Origin of the sequence: Stenotrophomonas sp. STK17_22, assembly GCF_051983905.1 — a bacterium.
In the GTDB taxonomy this organism is placed as follows: domain Bacteria; phylum Pseudomonadota; class Gammaproteobacteria; order Xanthomonadales; family Xanthomonadaceae; genus Stenotrophomonas; species Stenotrophomonas maltophilia_A.
Genome location: NZ_CP197010.1, coordinates 129,856 through 150,036 on the forward strand (window position 1 = coordinate 129,856; position 20,181 = coordinate 150,036).

At 66.8% G+C, this 20,181-nt stretch carries 18 protein-coding genes; 13 read left to right on the plus strand and 5 right to left on the minus strand.

All coding sequences use genetic code 11. The features are described 5' to 3' along the window. Positions 1 to 131 precede the first annotated feature (131 nt). Both ACSYS9_RS00530 and ACSYS9_RS00535 read right to left on the minus strand, forming a co-directional pair. Positions 132 to 959, minus strand: coding sequence for an META and DUF4377 domain-containing protein (locus tag ACSYS9_RS00530; protein WP_012509681.1), 828 nt, complete (start codon positions 957 to 959; stop codon positions 132 to 134). A 73-nt stretch (positions 960 to 1,032) separates the two neighbouring features. Then, positions 1,033 to 1,827: an undecaprenyl-diphosphate phosphatase gene (locus ACSYS9_RS00535; protein WP_032130149.1), complete on the minus strand. Its 795-nt coding sequence runs from the start codon at positions 1,825 to 1,827 to the stop codon at positions 1,033 to 1,035. Positions 1,828 to 2,051: 224 nt separating this feature from the next. Between ACSYS9_RS00535 and glnA the strand changes: the two genes are divergently transcribed. The 4 genes from glnA (at position 2,052) to ACSYS9_RS00555 (ending at position 6,544) form a co-directional block, all read left to right on the plus strand. After that, positions 2,052 to 3,461, plus strand: a complete 1,410-nt coding sequence (gene glnA / locus ACSYS9_RS00540) for a type I glutamate--ammonia ligase (RefSeq protein ID WP_004153533.1) — start codon at positions 2,052 to 2,054, stop codon at positions 3,459 to 3,461. Positions 3,462 to 3,829: 368 nt separating this feature from the next. After that, positions 3,830 to 4,168, plus strand: coding sequence for a P-II family nitrogen regulator (locus ACSYS9_RS00545; RefSeq protein ID WP_004134334.1), 339 nt, complete (start codon positions 3,830 to 3,832; stop codon positions 4,166 to 4,168). A gap of 21 nt (positions 4,169 to 4,189) precedes the next feature. Further along, positions 4,190 to 5,620: an ammonium transporter gene (locus ACSYS9_RS00550; RefSeq protein WP_071228817.1), complete on the plus strand. Its 1,431-nt coding sequence runs from the start codon at positions 4,190 to 4,192 to the stop codon at positions 5,618 to 5,620. A 177-nt stretch (positions 5,621 to 5,797) separates the two neighbouring features. Further along, positions 5,798 to 6,544 carry an N-acetylmuramoyl-L-alanine amidase gene (locus ACSYS9_RS00555; protein ID WP_049423158.1) on the plus strand — a complete coding sequence of 249 codons (747 nt, stop codon included), beginning with the start codon at positions 5,798 to 5,800 and terminating at the stop codon, positions 6,542 to 6,544. A gap of 76 nt (positions 6,545 to 6,620) precedes the next feature. Here ACSYS9_RS00555 and ACSYS9_RS00560 read toward each other — a convergent pair whose 3' ends face one another. Then, on the minus strand, positions 6,621 to 7,322 hold the full coding sequence (locus ACSYS9_RS00560) for a LytR/AlgR family response regulator transcription factor (RefSeq protein WP_071228816.1): 702 nt from the start codon (positions 7,320 to 7,322) through the stop codon (positions 6,621 to 6,623). Next, on the minus strand, positions 7,310 to 9,019 hold the full coding sequence (locus ACSYS9_RS00565; RefSeq protein WP_071228828.1) for a histidine kinase: 1,710 nt from the start codon (positions 9,017 to 9,019) through the stop codon (positions 7,310 to 7,312). The genes ACSYS9_RS00560 and ACSYS9_RS00565 overlap by 13 nt, the downstream gene beginning before the upstream one ends. A gap of 127 nt (positions 9,020 to 9,146) precedes the next feature. On the opposite strand from ACSYS9_RS00565, the gene ACSYS9_RS00570 reads away from it, so the two are divergent. The 9 genes from ACSYS9_RS00570 to ACSYS9_RS00610 all read left to right on the plus strand — a co-directional run bounded on the left by ACSYS9_RS00570 (position 9,147) and on the right by ACSYS9_RS00610 (position 18,963). Then, positions 9,147 to 10,658, plus strand: coding sequence for an alpha/beta hydrolase (locus tag ACSYS9_RS00570; RefSeq protein WP_071228815.1), 1,512 nt, complete (start codon positions 9,147 to 9,149; stop codon positions 10,656 to 10,658). 65 nt (positions 10,659 to 10,723) lie between these two features. Continuing rightward, positions 10,724 to 11,899, plus strand: a complete 1,176-nt coding sequence (gene mltA / locus ACSYS9_RS00575) for a murein transglycosylase A (RefSeq protein WP_071228814.1) — start codon at positions 10,724 to 10,726, stop codon at positions 11,897 to 11,899. 39 nt (positions 11,900 to 11,938) lie between these two features. Further along, complete coding sequence (locus ACSYS9_RS00580) at positions 11,939 to 12,352, plus strand: cysteine peptidase family C39 domain-containing protein (protein WP_081352330.1); 414 nt, start codon at positions 11,939 to 11,941, stop codon at positions 12,350 to 12,352. Positions 12,353 to 12,535: 183 nt separating this feature from the next. After that, positions 12,536 to 12,850: a hypothetical protein gene (locus tag ACSYS9_RS00585; protein ID WP_049435403.1), complete on the plus strand. Its 315-nt coding sequence runs from the start codon at positions 12,536 to 12,538 to the stop codon at positions 12,848 to 12,850. Positions 12,851 to 12,990: 140 nt separating this feature from the next. Further along, positions 12,991 to 15,036: a TonB-dependent receptor gene (locus ACSYS9_RS00590; protein ID WP_071228812.1), complete on the plus strand. Its 2,046-nt coding sequence runs from the start codon at positions 12,991 to 12,993 to the stop codon at positions 15,034 to 15,036. A gap of 115 nt (positions 15,037 to 15,151) precedes the next feature. Beyond that, the gene (locus ACSYS9_RS00595; protein WP_032959394.1) at positions 15,152 to 16,213 is read left to right on the plus strand and encodes a two-component system sensor histidine kinase NtrB; all 1,062 of its coding nucleotides are present in this window, start codon (positions 15,152 to 15,154) and stop codon (positions 16,211 to 16,213) included. Beyond that, on the plus strand, positions 16,206 to 17,654 hold the full coding sequence (gene ntrC, locus ACSYS9_RS00600; RefSeq protein WP_071228811.1) for a nitrogen regulation protein NR(I): 1,449 nt from the start codon (positions 16,206 to 16,208) through the stop codon (positions 17,652 to 17,654). The genes ACSYS9_RS00595 and ntrC overlap by 8 nt, the downstream gene beginning before the upstream one ends. Positions 17,655 to 17,747: 93 nt before the next feature. Then, positions 17,748 to 18,317: a superoxide dismutase family protein gene (locus tag ACSYS9_RS00605; protein WP_071228810.1), complete on the plus strand. Its 570-nt coding sequence runs from the start codon at positions 17,748 to 17,750 to the stop codon at positions 18,315 to 18,317. Between the two features lie 31 nt (positions 18,318 to 18,348). Then, positions 18,349 to 18,963 carry a superoxide dismutase family protein gene (locus ACSYS9_RS00610; RefSeq protein WP_049462224.1) on the plus strand — a complete coding sequence of 205 codons (615 nt, stop codon included), beginning with the start codon at positions 18,349 to 18,351 and terminating at the stop codon, positions 18,961 to 18,963. 311 nt (positions 18,964 to 19,274) lie between these two features. Here the strand turns inward: ACSYS9_RS00610 and ACSYS9_RS00615 are convergent, their stop codons facing one another. Continuing rightward, entirely contained in the window at positions 19,275 to 20,162 is an 888-nt protein-coding gene (locus tag ACSYS9_RS00615; protein ID WP_071228809.1) for a hypothetical protein, read from the minus strand. Between the last annotated feature and the right edge of the window lie 19 nt (positions 20,163 to 20,181).

Consider the following 20,181-nt stretch of genomic DNA (forward strand, 5'->3'; position numbering starts at 1 on the left):
CGATGGGTAGAGCCGGCCGCTGGCCGGCTTTGCTTCTGTAGCGTCGAGCCACCATGAAAAGGGGCAGTCGGCCAGCGGCCGGCCCTACCCACCACGAAGAAGGGCGACCTCGCGGCCGCCCTTCTGTCGTCTTACTTCTTCTCGATGGCCGACTCGACCACCATGTCCAGCACGTACGCCTGCGATGGCGCATCGGCCGGCGGGTTCTTCACTTCGTAGCGCTTCACGCGCACCACGTTGCGCACGCCGTCCTCGTGGGTGTAACCCTCGATGTTGCCGTAGAAGTTCTCGAACTTGCCCGGCTCACCCTGCTTCAGGCCCTTGTCGTCGAACTTCACTTCACGCACCTGCAGGCACTGGTAGTCCGGGATCAGCGGGTGCGAGCACTTCTCGGTCTTGGCGGCCACTTCCAGGAATACGGTTTCGCCGGCGCCGCCGTAGCGGGTTTCAGCGGTCGGTTCCGGGTTGAACACCAGCACGTCGCCCTTCGCGTTGGTCAGGGTCAGCTTGCCATCGGCATCCTGCTCGGCCTTCAGCTCGCCCTGCAGGCGGCTCGACACGGCCTCGTCCAGCGCCATCAGCGCCTTGTCGGTGCAGGCCATCATGGTCGAGGCCATCGCACTGACCGTCAGCTTGCCGTCGGCCAGGGTGTAGCCGCCACCCATGTGGTTGCAGGCGTTGCTGACCGACAGGCGGCCATCAGCGAAGTCCAGGGTGACCGGCTTGTCTTCGCGGGCGAACAGCGCGTCGATGCGCTTGCCGTCGGCGGCGGTGGCCTGCTGCAGCAGCCAGTGCTGGCTCTGCAGGCGCTGCGCGTCCAGGTGCGCCAGCGTCTGCTGGTCTGCTGCCTTGGCCGCGGCCGGGGCCACGTCGTCGCCGCCGGTGCCGGCCGGGGCCGGGGTCTGGCTGCAGGCGGCCAGCAGGGCCAGCGGGAGGAGCAGGGTGAGCTTGCGGTTCATGGTGATTCTCCTTGGGGAACCGTGGGGGAAACGGGGTGGGGCCGGCAACGGGGTTACCGTGCCCCGGCGCTGTTCAGCTGCCGGACGGCAACCACAGCAGCAGCGCGGCGCCCAGCGCGATGCGGTAAAGCGCGAACGCGGTGAACCTGTGCGATTTGATGTAGCCCATCAGCCACTTCACTACGACGAAGCCGGTGACGGCCGCGGCAAGGAAGGCCACGCCCACCTCGGTCCAGTTCTCGCTGCCCAGCTGTCCGGCCTTGGCCATTTCCAGGAAGGTGTAGGCGCTGGCGGCGAACATGGTGGGAATGCCAACCAGGAACACGAACTCGGCGGCGGCCGCGCGGCGGCTCAGGCCCAGCAGCATGGCCAGGAAGATCGCCGAGGCCGAACGCGAGGTGCCGGGGAACACGCCGGCCACCACCTGCGCCAGGCCGACGCCGATCGCCACGGTCCAGGTCACCTGGTCGCGGTCGGGCAGGCGCGCGGTGTAGGCCTCCACCAGCAGCATCCAGATGCCACCGATGATCAGTGCCCAGGCGACCGGGCTGACCGTCTCGGGCAGCGACCAGCCGGCTTTGCGCACCACCAGGCCGACCACCGCGGTGACCAGGAAGGCCGCGCCCAGCTTGAAAACGTACTCGCGGTTCTCGCGCTGCCCGAAACCGGTGGCCAACTGCAGCAGGCGCTGGCGGAACACCAGTACCACCGCCACGATCGCGCCGGCCTGGATGACGATGTTGAAGAAGTCCGAACGGGCACCCAGCCAGTGCTGGGCGATGAGCAGGTGGCCGGTGCTGGAGATCGGCAGGAACTCGGTCAAGCCTTCGAGGATGCCCAGCAACAGGGCGGAGAGCAGGTCGGACATGGACGGTGCGGGCACGCGCGGCAGGAAGGAAGAAGGTCGAGAGGATAGACGATCACTGCCGCACCAAACGGGTGCGTCCGCTGTCGGCTGCACCCATTTGGTGCGCACGGTTCTGCACCGCTGCGGGGCGGCCTTTTTGAAATCAATGACTTGCAGCCTGCGAAAAGTTGGCACGGTCGTTGCTGTACCTCAGCAGGCATTCATCCCCATCCGAGGTCGTACCGATGTCCGTGGAAAACGTTGAGAAGCTGATCAAGGACAACCAGATCGAGTTCGTCGACCTGCGCTTTGTCGACATGCGTGGTGTCGAGCAGCACGTGACCTTCCCGGTCAGCATCGTCGAGCCGTCGCTGTTCGAAGAAGGCAAGATGTTCGATGGCAGCTCGATCGCCGGCTGGAAGGGCATCGCCGAATCGGACATGGTGCTGCTGCCGGATACCGCCAGCGCCTACGTCGACCCGTTCTACGCCGATCCGACCATCGTGATCAGCTGCGACATCCTCGACCCGGCCACCATGCAGCCGTATGGCCGTTGCCCGCGCGGCATCGCCAAGCGCGCCGAGGCCTACCTGAAGTCCTCCGGCATCGCCGAAACCGCGTTCTTCGGCCCGGAGCCGGAATTCTTCATCTTCGATTCGGTCCGCTTCGCCAATGAAATGGGCCACACCTTCTTCCAGGTCGACTCGGAAGAAGCGGCGTGGAACAGCGGCGCCAAGTACGACGGCGCCAACAGCGGCTACCGTCCGGGCGTGAAGGGCGGTTACTTCCCGGTGCCGCCGACCGACACCCTGCACGACCTGCGCGCCGAGATGTGCAAGACCCTGGAACAGGTCGGCATCGAAGTGGAAGTGCAGCACCACGAAGTGGCCACCGCCGGCCAGTGCGAGATCGGCACCAAGTTCAGCACCCTGGTGCAGAAGGCCGACGAACTGCTGCGCATGAAGTACGTGATCAAGAACGTCGCGCACCGCAACGGCAAGACCGTCACCTTCATGCCCAAGCCGATCGTCGGCGACAACGGCAGCGGCATGCACGTGCACCAGTCGCTGTCCAAGGGCGGCACCAACCTGTTCTCCGGTGACGGCTACGGCGGCCTGAGCCAGCTGGCGCTGTGGTACATCGGCGGCATCTTCAAGCATGCCAAGGCCATCAATGCCTTCGCCAACTCGGGCACCAACAGCTACAAGCGCCTGGTGCCGGGCTACGAAGCACCGGTGATGCTGGCCTACTCGGCCCGCAACCGTTCGGCTTCGTGCCGCATTCCGTGGGTGTCCAACCCGAAGGCACGCCGCATCGAAATGCGCTTCCCGGATCCGATCCAGTCCGGCTACCTCACCTTCACCGCGCTGATGATGGCCGGCCTGGACGGCATCAAGAACCAGATCGACCCGGGCGCACCGAGCGACAAGGACCTGTACGACCTGCCGCCGGAAGAAGAGAAGCTGATCCCGCAGGTCTGCTCCTCGCTGGACCAGGCGCTGGAAGCGCTGGACAAGGACCGCGAGTTCCTGAAGGCCGGCGGCGTGATGAGCGATGACTTCATCGACGGCTACATCGCGCTGAAGATGCAGGAAGTGACCAAGTTCCGCGCGGCCACCCACCCGCTGGAATACCAGCTGTACTACGCCAGCTGACCGGTGGCGATGGCGGTGGGCTTCCCCCTCCCACCCGCCGCCATCGCTTCCGTCTTCGCGGCTGGGGAGCCGCAGGGCGGGCCCCGGTCCGCCGTGGTAGAGCGGACCCCGACCCGCCGTGGTAGAGCGGGCCGCTGGCCCGCTGCAGTAGAGCGGACTGTTAGTCCGCTGAAACAGGGGCAAGAGAGACCGGATACGCGACCAGGGCCGCCCTCCCTCCCGCGTCGGTCGTGCAAGGAGAGAGGCACGGCCGTCCCGGCCCTGTACGTGTCCGGTGCAACAGCCACGGCCATCATCCTGATGGCCGCTGGTTGCCTGATGCCAACGCGCGCTGGCGCGCTGGCCCCATCCACCCTCGGGACATGCGCATGAAACTGATCTCCGCCATCATCCGGCCGTTCAAGCTCGACGAGGTCCGCGAGGCCCTCTCCGACGCAGGCGTGTCGGGCATCACCGTGACCGAAGTGAAAGGCTTCGGCCGCCAGAAGGGCCACACCGAGCTGTATCGCGGCGCCGAGTATGTCGTCGATTTCCTGCCCAAGATCAAGATCGAAACCGTAGTCACCGATGAGCGTGCCGACGCGGTGATCGAAGCGATCCAGTCGTCGGCAGGCACCGGCAAGATCGGTGACGGCAAGATCTTCGTCACCGCCGTCGAACAGGTCATCCGCATCCGCACCGGCGAAATCGGTGCCGACGCGCTGTAACCCCTTTCCGGAGACTCCCCCATGAAGATGCGCCTTCTCACCGGGTGGCAAGCCCGGTTCCACTTCGTGTGCCTGTTGATGCTGCTCAGCGCGCTGGCCGCCGGTGCGTGGCCGGGCAGTGCCCACGCTCAGGCCCAGATCTCGCCGCTGCCGAGCGAAAGCGTGGCGGTCGAACCGCTGCAGGATCCGGTCGCTGCGGCCGCCGCACCGGCCGCGGCTGAAGCCGCCGCGACCTACGACCATGGCGACGTGGCCTGGATGCTGACGTCCACCCTGCTGGTGCTGCTGATGGTGGTGCCGGGCCTGGCCTTGTTCTACGGCGGCTTGGTGCGTTCGAAGAACGTGCTGTCGGTGCTCAGCCAGATCCTGGTGGTGTTCTCGCTGGTGCTGCTGCTGTGGGTGGCGTATGGCTACAGCGCGGTGTTCAGCGCCGGCAATCCGTTCTTCGGCTCGTTCACCGAATTCGCCTTCCTCAAGGGCTTCACTCCGGAGTCGGTCGGCAACACCCCGATCAAGGGCCTGCCGGATTACCTGTTCGTCGCCTTCCAGTCGACGTTTGCTGGCATCACCACCGCGCTGATCGTCGGCGCGTTCGCCGAGCGCATCAAGTTCCGTGCGGTGCTGCTGTTTTCGGCGCTGTGGTTCACCCTCAGCTACATCCCGATGGCGCACATCGTCTGGGGTGGCGGCTACCTGGGTGAGATGGGCGCGATCGATTTCGCCGGTGGCACCGTGGTCCACATCAACGCAGGTGTGGCCGGTCTGGTCGCCGCGTGGTTCGTCGGCAAGCGCCTGGGCTATGGCCAGACCGCGCTGAAGCCGCACAACGTGCCGTTTACCTATATCGGCGCGATGCTGCTGTGGGTCGGCTGGTTCGGCTTCAACGCGGGTTCCGCCGCTGCCGCCGATACCGTCGCCTCGCTGGCCTTCCTCAATACCGTGCTGGCCACGGCCGCTGCCGTACTCGGTTGGACGCTGGTGGAAGCGATCAGCAAGGGCAAGCCGTCGGCACTGGGCGCGGCCTCGGGCGCAGTGGCCGGCCTGGTCGGCATCACCCCGGCCTGCGGCACCGTCGGCCCGCTCGGCGCGATCATCATCGGTTTCGTCGCCGGCGTGGTCTGCGTGTGGGGTGTGACTGGTTTGAAGCGCCTGCTGAAGGTGGACGACACCGCCGACGTGTTCGGTGTGCATGGTGTCGGCGGCATCGTCGGTGCGATTCTCACCGGTGTGTTCAGTGCGCAGTCGCTGGGCGGCACCAAGGCCGATCTGGATATCGCCCATCAGGTCTGGGTGCAGGTGGTCAGCGTCGGCCTGACCGTGGTCTGGTCGGCGGTAGTGACCACGCTTATCCTGCTGGTGGTGCGCAGCGTGGTCGGCCTGCGCGTGACCGAGGAAGCAGAGCGCACCGGCCTGGATGTGACCTCGCACGGCGAGTCCGCCTACGAGGCCTGAAGTAGCGGCCGAGCTACTGCATTGATGTTGTGGGTGCCGACCGTTGGTCGGCACTTCTACTGGTCTGGTAGGTGCCAAGCTTGCTTGGCACTGGGTCTGGGTCTGCTCTGGTGGGTGCCGACCACTTGGTCGGCACGGCAGCATGCATCATCGCGCCTGATCGCGCACAATCGGGCCATGCACCCGATCCGCACCGCCCTGATGCTCTCGGCCTGCCTGCTGCTGGCCGCCTGTGCCTCCGCGCCGCAGGAAACCCGCAACCCGCTCGCCACCTGGGTGCCGTCACCCAACCAGAACGCGCGCACGCCCGTCATCATCGTCATTCACCACACCGAACAGAAATCGGTGCAGCAGAGCCTGCGTACGTTGCGCACGGCCAACAGCGGTGGACCGGTCAGCGCGCACTACCTGATCGGTGCCGATGGCCATCGCTATCAGCTGGTTGCCGATGAGCGCCGCGCCTGGCACGCCGGCGCCGGGCGTTGGGGCACCATCACCGACCTCAACTCGGCATCGATCGGCATCGAGCTCGACAACGATGGCCGCAGCCCGTTCAGTGCGGCGCAGATCGAATCGCTGATCGTGCTGCTGCGCGATCTAACCACCCGCCTGAACATTCCGCCGCGGCAGGTGATCGGCCATGCCGACCTGGCGCCGACACGCAAGCAGGACCCGAGCCGCTTCTTCCCGTGGCAGCAGCTGGCCGAGGCTGGATTCGGCGTCTGGCCGCGCGCTGCCGACGGTGCGGCGCCGGAAGGCTTCGACGCGTGGAGTGCGCTGGCCCGCTTCGGCTATCCGCTCGACAACCGGGACGCCGCCGTCGCTGCCTTCCACCGCCGTTTCCGTGGCCGCGACGACCTGCCGAAGACACTGGATGCCGAAGACGCCCGCATTCTGCATTCCCTGCTGCTGCAGACGCCGTGAACCATGCCTGGCGCGTTCGCTCCATGCCGTTCCCGCTCCCCGGTAGTGCCAGACCATGCCTGGCATCCTCTGGCGATCACCCCAGACCCAGCGCATCGCGTAGCGCCACGATGTGCGCGCGGCCAACAACCAGCTCGCTACCGTCGCTCAGCACCAGCCAGTAGCGGCTGCCGGAACCAGCATGCAACGTACGCACGTGCCGCAGGTTGACCAGGTGCGATCGATGGCAGCGGACGAAATCCTGAGGCAGTACTGAGGCCAGTGCAGTCAGGGATTTGTCATGCAGCTCGCTGCGGCCATCGCGCATGCGCACCTGGCTGTAGTCGCCATCTGCCGCGATCCACATCACCTCCGAGAGCTCGACGGTTGCCGTTCCCTGCGCACGCCAGATGCCCAGGTAGCGTGCCCGGCCTGAACGCATACCGCTGGTATCGAACAAGCGTTCCAGCGCCCGACCAAGGCGTTCGCGCGAAAAGGGCTTGGGAACGAAGTCGAGTACACCGTGTTCAAATGCCTGCAGCGCACGATCACGGTGGGCCGACACCACTACGCACTGGTAGCGGCCGGCTACCGCACGCCGCAGCAGTTCGAAACCGTCCTCGCCCCCAAGGTTGAGGTCCAGCAGCAGGCCGTCGTAGACATTGCGCTGCAGGCGGTCGCCGGCTGCCTCCAGATCGGCCACGGCATCGAAGCGTGCGCGCGTTCCTGCCAGCTCGGCGCACAGCCGCTGCAGGCGTTGGCGTACCAGCGGTTCGTCTTCAACGATCAGGATGCGCATGTCAGTTCGATCCGTCCGCACCATTGGTTGCCGTCGATGCCTTGCACGAAGCTCCATCCGCCGGGGCTGGCGGCCGCCAGACTGGCTTCGATGTAGCGCGTGCCCGTGCCGCGACCGCGATGCGAGGACGAGCCGTGCGCGCTGTGCAGTTCCAGCACCCAACGTCCACCGCCGCGCTGCACGCGCAGACGGAACGGGTGCTGCGCGCATGCCAGCGCACCGGCGTGCGTCAGTGCGTTTTCCACCTGTGCGTGCAGGATGCCGGGCGGCAGCAACAGCGGCGCATCCTCGCCATCCACGTCCAGCACCAGGGGCTGGCCCAGTGCCTGGCCAACGATGTCCAGATGGCTGCGGCACAGGGCCAGCTCGTCCTGCAACGGAATGCTCTGCCGGCTGCTGCTGTCACGCAGCCGATCGAACTGATCGGCCAACGACTCCACCAGGCGGCTGGCACGTGAAGGTGCCTGCTCGATCAGTTCCTGCAGACTTGTGAGGGTGTTCATGAGCCAATGTGGCTGGATGCCTCGCTGCAACAGCTGCAATGAAAGCCGTGCGCGCTCTTCACGCAGCAACGCATTGTGCCGGTCCAGTGCCTGCAGCTGTGCCGCATGACGCAGCAGCAGGAACACCATCAGCACCGCCAGCAGCAGGAAGTACGGCCCATCAAGGAAGGCGCCGCGCGCGACCAGCAACGCCAGCAGGCCGGCCAGCAGCAGGACCAGGATCGGCCATCGATCCTCTGTGTCGCCGCGCGCACGCAGCAACAGCGATGCCGAAGCGAGCAGGCTCAACAAGAGCACTGCCGCCGAGCGGGTGTCAAAGCCAGGCAGGACGATGGCGAGCACCGCGATCACGGACAGATAGACGAAGCACCCGGCACGCGGAACCGCCACCTGGAATCGCCGCGCCAGATAGGCTGGCAGGAGCATGGCCGCGGCTACGTGCAATGCCAGCAGTGCAATCAGGCGCGGGACATGCCACGGGTAGTCATACCCCAGCAGGGAGCGCCACGCTTCCACTGCAGGCAACGCCAGTCCCACCACGCCCAGTGCCAGCAGAAGGCGAGCGCCGGGCGTGCGGGTCTGGCCACGCAGTACCGCCAGGAAATACAGGCTGGCTGCCGCCAGTGCGCCGATGGCGAAGGCCGCAACCAGCCATGGCAGGATGATCTGGCCATACAGCACAGCTGCGGGCGCGATCAGTGCCATCGCGTCGGCGCCATGCAGGGTGAAATGTTGTCGCTGGCTGGATGCAAGCACGACCAGCTCATCGGTGGCATTGCCAGAAGCGGGGGGAAGCACGTGGACAAGGTCGATGCGTCCTGGTTGTTCTTCTTCAGCGGTGCGGCCCACGACGCCATTGCTGATCCAGGGCGTGCCGTTCCAGTACAGCTGGCTGGCAGCGCGCAGCGACAGCCGCAACGTGCGGTCATGATCGTCGGTGCCGGTTGGCGCCGGAACCTGCCAGCGCAGCCAGTACGGGCCGCGCCACTGCGCCAGCAGCTGCTGATCCAGCGGACGCCAGGCCAGGTCCTGCGGCGGCCGCGCAGGCAGGGGGCTGGATGCCCCGGCGTCCGCAGGTGCCATCTGCGCCCCCTGCACGAACACCACGCCGGCGGGTGGCGTCGACACGACCAGCCATGCGGCCACCGCCGCAAGCAGCAGAGCAAGAACAGCCAGGGTACGTGGGATCTGCATGGCGGCCATCGTATCGGTTGCGTGGAGCCATTGGACCGCCTTTTGGAGACGTTCGGCAGGCGGGTGCCCCCACAGCCCTGTGATCGAGCCGATGCTGACCGCGCACGTCCCTCCTTTGGAGCCCACCATGAGCCGCAACGCCTGCACATCGTCCAGCAGTCTCCATCCTCGTCGCTCTGCCCTGGTCGCCACGGTGGCCACGTTCTGTCTGGCGCTCGCTGCGGCCATGCCGGCGCAGGCCACGCCTAGGGCATTGGTGTTCGAGCCGTACACGCTGCAGACCAAAGCACATGGCGCCATCCCTGCAGAGATCGCCGTGCTGGAGGTGCCGCGCCGACACAGCGAGCCGGACGGACCGCGCATGGGGCTGAAGGTGGTACGCCTGCGAGCAACCGGCGGCGATGGCCGCAGCGCCCCCGTGGTTTATCTGGCCGGTGGCCCGGGCGGTTCCGGCATCGATACCGCGCGCGGCCCGCGCTGGCCGGTGTTCGACCAGGTCCGACGCGAAGCCGACGTGCTGCTGCTCGACCAGCGAGGTGCCGGTCTGTCTGAACCACCGCCGGAGTGTCCGCATGAAACCCGCTTCGACGATGGCCAACCACTGCAGCGCGATGCGGCCCTGGCCGCATTGCAGGCGACGGCTGCCAAGTGCGTGGAATTCTGGCGTCAGGCTGGCGTCGATCTGGGCGCCTATACGACCGCCGAGAGCGCCGATGACCTGGATGATCTGCGGCGCGCACTGGGTGTGCCCAGGATCAGCTTGTGGGGTATGAGCTACGGCACCCACCTGGCGCTTGCGACGGTGCGCCTGCACGGCAAAGATCTGGAACGCGTCGTGCTGATGGGCACCGAAGGCCCCGATGACACACTGAAGCTGCCGCTCAGCAGCGATGCGCTGCTACAGGAACTGACGCCACTGGCCCGCAGGGACGGCTTCGATGATCTGGCCGGATCGGCAAAGCGCGTGCTGCAGGCATTGCGTGAGCAGCCGCGACAGGGTCGCAGCCGCATGCATGACGGTCGCCAGGTGACCATCGGTGAATTCGATGCGCAGATCCTGATTGCCAATGCTCTTGGCCAGCGGCATACCCAGCAGTGGCTGCCGTTGATACTCCGCGAGGCCGAGCGCGGCAACTACGACCCGCTGGCCGATCTGGTGCTGATCGTGCGCGCACAGTTCGCCCAGTACCCGGCGATGGGGCTGGCCATGGACGTGGCTTCCGGGCAGAGCCCGCAGCGCCTGGCGCGGGTGGAAGCGCAGGCACGCGAAAGCCTGTTCGGCGACGCCCTGAACTTCCCGTTCCCCGCCATCGGCAACGGCCTGGGTCTGGCCGATCTGGGCGAATCCTTCCGCGGGCCGCTGCGCAGCGACGTGCCGGTGCTGTTCATCAGCGGCACGCTGGATGGGCGCACGCCACCGGCCAACGCCGATGCGCTGCGTCCAGGCTTCAGCCATGGCCGCTCGCTGCTGGTGCGCAACGCCAGCCATCACCACGAGCTGTGGACCGGCAATCCTGCCATTGCCCGCAGCATCGTCGACTTCCTGGCCGGTCGCATCGTGAACGATGCCGAGCTGGACGTACCGCCGCCGGTGTTCGCCACCAGCAACAGTGGCCTGCTGGGCAGTGGTGGACGCTGAAGGAAGAGCGTGGTGCCGGGCACCCGACGGGTCCGGCACCGTGCTGTTTCCTCTACATTGGGGCAATGAAAGACATCATTGCCCCCCTGAATCGCACGAGCTTGAGCCTTCTTGCGCTGGCCGTGCTCGCCGGCTGCTCCACCACCGCTCCCCGCACTGGAACCGAAGCGCCGACGCCGGCCACACCGCCCGCGGCCACCTACGCCAAGGCCGCATGGAGTGCACTGCCACCGGTCTCCGACAGTGACCTGCAGGCCGGCTTCGTTGCCTGGCGCAGCAGCTGCACGCGCCTGAAGAACGATGCGGTCTGGGCAAAACCCTGCGCCACCGCCGCGACGGTTTCGGACAAGGACCCGGCGGCGATCCGCCAGTTCCTGCAGCGCGATTTGGATGTCTATGCACTGCGTGCCGGCGGCCAGCAGGCCGACGGGCTCATTACCGGCTACTACGAGCCGATCTACCCCGGCAGTCTTACCCGTACCGACAAGGCGACGGTGCCGGTATACGGCACGCCGGATGATCTGGTGGTGGTGCAGCTGGACAGCGTCTACCCGGAATTGAAGGGCAAGCGCCTGCGCGGGCGCGTCGAGGGCAAGGTGCTCAAGCCCTATGACGACGCCGGCACCATCGCGGCCAAGGGCGCCAAGGCGCCGGTACTGGCCTGGCTGACCGACCCGATGGACCTGCAGCTGCTGCAGATCCAGGGGTCGGGCCGGGTGCGCCTGGCCGATGGCACGCAGGTGCGGCTGGCCTATGCGGAACAGAACGGCCACCCCTACCGCGCGATCGGTCGCTGGCTGGTCGACCAGGGCCAGCTGAAGAAAGAAGACGTCACCATGGACGCGATCCGCGCCTGGGCCCGGGCCAATCCCGCGCGCGTGCCGGAACTGCTGCGCAGCAACCCCAGCTACGTGTTCTTCGTGCGCAACCCGGACAGCCCGGAAGGCCCACGTGGTTCACTGAACGTGCCGCTCACCGCCGGCTACAGCGTCGCAGTGGATCGCAGCGTGGTGCCGCTGGGCAGCCTGCTGTGGCTGTCCACCACGCGCCCGGACGGCACCCCGGTGGTGCGCCCGGTGGCCGCGCAGGACACCGGCGGCGCCATTGCCGGTGAAGTGCGCGCCGACCTGTACTGGGGCAGCGGCGATGCCGCCGGCAAGCTGGCCGGCGACATGAAGCAGAAGGGCAACATCTGGATGCTGTGGCCGAAGGGCATGGCCTTGCCGGCTCAGAGACCGTGATGCCTGATCAATCATTACTCATCCATTGGAGCTTAAGCAATGAGCGCACTGAGGCGTGTACACCAACGTGACTGGAACAACGGTGATTGCGGCATAGCGTGTGTTGCCATGCTGGCGCGCGTTTCCTATGAGGAAGCGCTTGAGGCATTCAGGACGCTACCGGGAAAGGCAAAAGGCACCAGCTTCTTCACTACGCATACTGACATCGCGCAGATGCTGGCGCAGTTCAGTATCGCGACCAAGCGCGTGAGCTTCAGATCATGGCGGGCCATTGATCGACATGCAATTGTAAAAGTTAATCCTTATCAGTCGGGCCGGAGATGGCATTGGGTTGTCCTCGATGCAGGCAGGGACGAGCTCGTCGTTCACGATCCGAAGCCGGGCAAGACGCACTTGATCCGAGACTTTCGTGGGCTAAAGGGAAGTGGCCACTTCATTGCAGTTGCGGACTAGTGTCTGCGGCTGCCACCTCTGTCCGTCGGTTAGCGGCCGAGACCAAAGCCAGCTGAGTTTTGGAAATGGCCACTTCAAAGTGCGGTGGTCGTCGTACTGGGTGATAATTGTGGCAGTGCCGCGAATCACATCGCGGCGGCCTTTTCGAACTCTCCGGCCGCGCCTGCTGCCAGGACCCCTGCAATGACCTACGCAAAGCACAACGCAAAATCCGGCGCGAAATCGGCCGCAAAGAAGTACTACAAGCACTGGGCCGAATCGGGCCTGGGCAAGGGCAACGTGCTGATGGAAGCCCGTGGCGAGAAGATCGTGCGCCAGGTGGAGATCTACGGCACCAAGATGGTCTGGGCCGACGAGCATGCCCACAGCGATGACCGCTTCCTGCTGGCCGACCAGCCGGTGTCGTTCCTGGATTTCGACGAAGACGACGAGATCAGCGCGCGCGAATTCGAAAGCGCCTGGAAGAAGGCCCGGGAAGCTACCGGCTACCCGGTGTAAGCCACCGCTCCACCCCGTTTTTGTAGAGTCGAGTCATTCTCGACTGCTGTTTGCCAGGAGCAGTCGAGCATGGCTCGACTCCACATGGAAGACGCATGTAATGTTATATAATTACATTTCATCTGCGCCCGTCCACCCCCATGAAAACCTCCACGCTGGTGGCCGCCCTCGCGGCGGCTCCGTTCGCCCCTGAAGCACTCGCACAATCCGCCGACGCCGCACTCACCCTCGGCAGGGTGCAGGTACACCAGCACGGGGAGGGCCAGCTGAGCGCGCACCAGGTGCTGACCTCGGTGGACGTACTGGGCGCGGACCAGATCGAAGACCGAAACGTCTCGCACAGCTGGGAACTGCTCGGGCAGATGCCCGGCATCCAGCTCACCGAAACCCGGCAGGGTGCCGAATCGGGCAAGGTCAGCTTCCGCGCCTTCAACGGTGAGGGCTACCTCAATGCCATCAAGACGCTGATCGATGGCATCCCCAGCAACGTCAACAGCGGCAACCAGCGCTTCATCGACATGCTGATCCCGCTGGAAATCAGCTACATCGAAGTAGTGCGCGGTACCAACGATCCGCGCTATGGCTTGCACAACATCGGCGGCAACGTGAACTTCGGCACGCGCCAGGGCGGCAGCTATACCGATGCGCGGCTGGCCTACGGCAGCTACAACACCCGTGATGCGCAGCTGGCGGTAGGCCGTGAAGCCAATGGCGTCGCACAGAACTATTTCGTCGGCACCCAGGCCAGCGATGGCTACCGCGACCACGACACCTCGAAGAAATATTCGCTGGGCGGCAAGTGGTTCTACGGCTCGCTGGACGAAGGCCTGCGCGTGGGCCTGACCGCGCGTGCGTACCACCACGAAGCCGAAGAACCCGGCTTCATGACCGCCGACGAACTGCGCACGCATCGCCGCGGCAGCGACCTGCGCAACGGCAACGATGGCGATGACCGCGACATGCGCCAGATTGCCGCGCACCTGGATATGAAACTGTCCGAGAGGCTCACCTTCGGCACGCGGCTCTATTACAACCGCTACGAAGACGACCGCCGCGTGACCTTCAGCGACCTGCCCACCGGCAACCTGCCGCGCCAGCGCCGCGTGTGGGATGAGCGGCAGACCGGCCTGCTCAGCACGCTCACCTGGCAGCCCAGCCCCGCGCTTACCGTCGAGGGCGGCTTGAACTACGAGCAGCAGGACAACAGCTACCTCCGCGATCGCTACGCCTACGCCGAACCCACCGACTTCAGCCGTGCCCCGGCACGGGTGCAGAACAACGACCGCCACAGCTTCGACAATTGGGGCGCCTACGTGCAGGCCATCTACCAGCCCGTCGAGGCGTGGAAGATCGTGCCGGCCTACCGTGTGGACCGCTTCAGTGGCCGTACCCACCTGATGAACGGCCTCAGCGCTCGGCTGCAGGATTACGGCAGCATCGGCCAGCCCAAACTGAGCGTCATCCACAGCCTGGGCGAGAACATCCACGTCTACGCAAACTGGGGCCGCACCTTCCAGGTGCTCACTGGATCCACCGCGCCGGCTTACCTCGCCCCGGGCCAGGCGCCGATGCATCCGTCCACCAACACCGGCATGGAGCTGGGCCTGAAGTTCCAGCCGTTCGCGGGCAGCCAGGCACGTCTGGCGGTATGGCAGCAGGATGCGGAAAACGAGGTGTCCAACATGCCGGCCACCGGTACCACGGTCACCTTGGGCAAGACCCGCCGACGCGGCGTGGATGCGCAGTTGAGCCTGCAGCTGGGCGACGACTGGACGGTATGGGCGTCGCACGCCTACCAGGAAGCGAAGATCACCCGCGACGACCGCGACGCCAGCATTTCCCTGCAGGGCCGCGAAGTGGCCGCCACCCCGCGATACATCAGCAACCTGGGGGCGGATTACCGCGCCAGCGACGCGCTTCGCCTCGGCCTGCAGGCACGCGCGCAGGGCGACTACTACCTTGAGGAGCGCAATGTGGCCGGAAAGTTCGGTGGCTTTGCCGTGCTCGACCTCAGCGCGGCCTACCAGATCAACCCACGCTGGAGCGTGGACCTGCAGCTGAAGAACGTTACCGGACGCCAGTACGCCTACGCCTGGTACGACAGCTTCTTCTGGGACAGCGCTCGCCCGATGTTTTCGCCGGCCCCTGGCCGTAGCGTGTTCGTCGGCCTCAATATGAAACTGTGACCCGCTCACGTATCCGGTAGTGGGCGAGCTTGCTCGCCCTGCGGCAGTGGTCAGGGCCCTTTCCTGACGGAAAGGGATCCGACCCCGGACCCGCGTTTTGCACTACATTGGTGCAATGTCCGACCCCGCACCCCCGCCGTCCCTCGATGCCCTGGGCACGCCGTTGGCCTGGGCCGGGGCCGATGGCTGCATTGCCGGCTGCAATCCGGCCTTCGCCCGCTGGCTGGGCGTCAGCGTCCGGCGCCTGCTGGGGCGGCCGCTGGCTGCACTGGAAGTGCAGGGCGAAGCCCTGGCTCATTTCCTGGCCCGCGATGAGCGCGACAGCCTGCGCCTGAACCGGTTGGCGCTGGCGGTGCCCGGCGAGGCGCCGCGCTTCGCCGAGGGCTGGATGAGCCGCCGCGACGATGGCGGCTGGCTGCTGGAGGCGCATCCGGTCGATGAATTCCCCGGGCTCGACCCGACCCAGGCCCTGCCCAGCGCGCTCAGTGCGGCGCTGAAGGGACTGGCCCACGAGCTGCGCAACCCACTGGCCGGGTTGAAGGGCGCGGCCCAGCTGCTGGCCCGCCGCGCGGCCCAACGCGATGCCAGCGAACGCGAGCTGATCGAGCTGATCGGCTCGGAGATCGAACGCCTCAACGGCCTGCTCGACCAGCTGCTGTCGCCGGCCCCGGCCGCACCGCATGCCGAACTGAACATCCATGCCGCGCTGGAGCGCGTGCTGCGCCTGGCCGAGAACGAGGCCGGCTGGGCGGTACGCCTGCAGCGCGACTACGACCCCAGCATTCCCGAATTCCACGGCGACGCCGACCGCCTCACCCAGGCGGTGTGGAACCTGGTGCGCAACGCGATCCAGGCCGGCGCCGGCAGCATTACCCTGCGCACCCGCGTGGAGCATGGCGTGCGCATCGCCGAGCAGCTGCACACGCTGGCGCTGCGCCTGGAAATCGCCGACGACGGCCGTGGCGTGCCCGAGGAGCTGGCCGAGCACCTGTTCCTGCCCCTGGTCAGTGGCCGCGCCGAAGGCACTGGCCTGGGCCTGGCGCTGGCGCAGCAGGTCGCGCGCGAACACCGCGGTACGCTGACCTACCGCTCGCGCCCGGGCCATACCGTGTTCACCCTGCTGCTGCCGATCGGCAACGGCGCCGCCCCGGCCGAGGAGGCCCCGCGCGATGTCTGAGTCTTTTTCGTCCCCGCAGCGCATCTGGGTGGTCGACGACGACCGCGCCGTGCGCTTCGTGCTGTGCACCGCGCTGCGCGAGGCAGGCTACCAGGTTGTCGACTTCGACAGCGCCGCCCCCGCCCTGCAGGCCCTGAGCGAGGGCCCGCCGCCGGCGCTGCTGTTCACCGATGTGCGCATGCCCGGCGACGATGGCCTGGTGCTGCTGGACAAGCTCAAGGCCGCGCTGCCGCAGCTGCCGGTGGTGGTGATGTCGGCCTACACCGACGTGGCCAGCACGGCCGGTGCGTTCCGCGGTGGCGCGCATGAATTCCTGTCCAAGCCGTTCGATCTGGACGACGCCGTGGCGCTGGCGCAGCGTGTGCTGCCGGCCGTTGCACCGGCACTGGCGGCGCCCACACCTGCGGCGGAAGCGCATGGCGACCAGCCACCGCAACTGGTGGGCGATACCCCGCCGATGCGCGCGCTGTTCCGTGCCATCGGCCGCCTGGCGCAGGCACCGCTGGCGGTGCTGATCACCGGCGAAACCGGCACCGGCAAGGAGCTGGTGGCCAATGCGCTTCATCGCGAATCGCCGCGCGCGCAGGGGCCGTTCGTCGCGCTCAATACTGCTGCAATCCCGTCCGAGCTGCTGGAAAGCGAGTTGTTCGGCCACGAAGCCGGCGCCTTCACCGGTGCCCAGCGCCGCCATATCGGCCGTTTCGAGCAGGCCAACGGCGGCACGCTGTTCCTCGATGAAATAGGCGATATGCCGTTGCCGCTGCAGACCCGTCTGTTGCGCGTGCTGGCACAGGGCGAGTTCTTCCGCGTCGGTGGCCGCGAGTTGATCCGCGTCGACGTGCGGGTGATTGCCGCCACCCACCAGGATCTGGAAGGCCTGGTCGCACAGGGGAAGTTCCGTGCCGATCTGCTGCATCGCCTGGACGTGGTGCGCCTGCAGCTGCCACCGCTGCGCGAGCGTCGCGAGGACATCGCACAACTGGCAAGTACGTTCCTGGGCGCCGCCGCACGCAAGCTGGATACGCCGCCGAAGCGCCTGACCGCTGCCGCACTGCAGGCGCTGCGCGAACACGACTGGCCGGGCAACGTGCGCGAATTGGAAAACGTGTGCTGGCGGATGGCGGCGCTGGCCGCCGCTGACACCATTGGCGTGGCCGACGTCGATACCGCGCTCAACCGTACGCGCGGTCGTCGCAGCAGCACCACCAACGCCGATCCGGGGCAGTGGGAGGCGCTGCTGGCCGAATGGGCACGCCGTCAGCTGGCCGAAGGCGTGGAAGGGCTGCACGCGCAGGTGCGAGAGCGGGTCGACCATGCCCTGCTGGAGGCCGCGCTGCAGATCACCCATGGCCGCCGTGCCGAAGCCGCGGCCCGCCTGGGCCTTGGCCGCAATACCCTTACCCGCAAGCTGGGCGCCGGGCGCCGTCGCGGGGGCCATTGAACGGTCCCTGCACGCGATCCTCGCGCCCGCTTGCCGAACCGTTGATCGTTCATGGACGATGCCGTCCGTAGTGTCACCTGCAAGGAGTCTTCGATGCGTCTGTCCTTTGCCATCCTGCCGTTGTCCGCCGCCGCGCTGCTGTCTGCCTGTGGCAGTGCGCCGAAGAAGGCCGAACCCATCCCGCCACCGCCGACCGTGGTCAGCGCCGCCAAGCAGGCCGAGGCCAATCTGTCGCCGGCCTCGGCCAGCATCGTCAGTGGCCGCATCGCGCTAATGGTGGAGCCCGGTGGCATCCACATCACCGGGCTGATCGGTGGCCTGCAGCCGATGCAGCAGGCCGGCTTCCACATCCACGAGCGCGGCGACTGCAGCGCGGTGGATGCCAGCAGTGCCGGCAATCACTTCAATCCCGGTGGCGCTGCGCATGGCCGCGCCGGCACCGGCAAGCACCACCTGGGCGACATGGACAATCTGCGTGCCGACGCCCAGGGCCGCGCCAACGTCGATATCCACCTCAAGGGCGTTACCCTTGGCGGAGGCGCCGCCACCGATATCGCCGGACGTGCACTGGTCGTGCATGCCAACGCCGACGACTATCGCAGCCAGCCCGCCGGCAATGCCGGCGTCCGCATCGCCTGTGGCGTGATCCGGGTTGTCCGCTGATCACTGCAGGCATCATCCAGGGAGAGATTCCATGCGTTTGATCCACACTTCGCTGTTCGCAGCCATTGCTGCACTGGGCCTGGCGGCCTGCAACCAGCAGCCGGCCGCGCCGCAGGCTGAAACCGCGCCGGCCGCTCCGGCCGACGGCGCCACCGCCGAACCGGCCGCAGCACCTGCACCGGCTGCCGATGCCTCGGCCACGGCCGAACTGGCGCCGACCCAGGGCAACGAGACCAAGGGCAGCGTCACCTTCAAGGTGGTTGACGGCAAGGTCCACGTGACCGGCCAGATCAGCGGCCTGAAGCCGGGCAGCGAGCACGGCTTCCACATCCACGAGAAGGGCGACTGCAGCGCGCCGGACGGCATGAGCGCCGGTGGCCACTTCAACCCGGGCAAGCAGGATCACGGCAGCGTGTCCGCCGATCCGCACCACGGTGGCGACATGCCCAACATCAAGGCCGACGACAAGGGCGTGGCCACCATCGACGGCCCGGTGTCGAGCAACGTCAACATCGGCAAGGGCGATGACTTCGACATCATCGGCCGCGGCCTGATCGTCCACGCCGATGCGGATGACTACAAGACCCAGCCGACCGGCAACGCCGGTGCGCGCCTGGCCTGCGCAGTGATCCAGAAGGCGCAGTAAGCCATCAGAAAACGCCGGCGCAAGCCGGCGTTTTTCTTTATCGGTAGTGACGGCCGCTGGCCGGCAATCGCATATCCGGAGGTTGCCGGCCAGCGGCCGGCACTACCAACACCCGCATCAGCGCGCCAGCAACTCGCGCGCGTCCTGACCGGCCTCGCAGTGCACGAACAGCACCGCGGTCATTTTGCTGGAAATGGAAAACGCCGGCGCAAGCCGGCGTTTTTCTTTATCGGTAGTGCCGGCCGCTGGCCGGCAATCGCAGATCCGGAGGTTGCCGGCCAGCGGCCGGCACTACCAACAGGCCACCCGCATCAGCGCGCCAGCAACTCGCGCGCGTCCTGCCCGGCCTCGCAGTGCACGAACAGCACCGGCACGCCGTGCGCTTCCAGCACCGCGGCCATCTGCCGCTGGCGCATCAGGAACTGCTCGTAGATGCCCTTCAGGCGGTCGCAGTCGTTCTTGCCGTGGTTGTAGTGCGCGCACCAGCCGGCCGGATCGAACAGCGCCATGCGTGCCTCGCCATGGGTATAGCGCAGCAGCGGCTCGGGCGCGGCATTGAGCCACTCGTCCTCGCCCGGCGCCATGATCGCGGTCTCGATCAGCGGCCACAGCGCGGCCAGGCCCTGGTTGTCGTACTGCATCGACATCATCGCGGCCAGATCATTCACGGTGAAATAGCGCGCATGCTCGATGCGGGCACCGAAGGTGTTCTGCGCCATCAACGCGGTGTCGGCATGCGCCATGCCGTTGGCCAGCAGCGTGTCTTCCAACGCCTCGGCCACCGCGTTGGTGGTGACCACGTCGCTGCCGGTCAGCAGGAACGGCACCACGCGCAGGCCACCGCCCACCAGGCTGGCATCGGCCTGGAACGGCAGCGGCACATCACCGTTGGCATCGGTACCGAAGGCCAGCAGGCGCGGGCCCTGGTTGCGGCCCGGCGCACGCATCTGCAGTTCTTCCAGGCGGCGATGGATCGGCCAGCCCGGGCGCAGTACTTCGGCCGGGTCGAAATGGGCGGCGGCGAACACCAGGTCCAGCTCGGCCACCTGCGGCACCAGCTTGGACAGGTCGCGGCCGACGCGATCGGCCAGTTCACCGGCCTGTTCGGCGCTGAGCACCGCCTGGTGGGGGATTTCGCCGCCGGCCAGTTCCAGGGCCAGCACGCCAAGGGCATTCATCGCGGGGTCGGGTTTGCTCATGGTTCCACGGTTGGCCCAT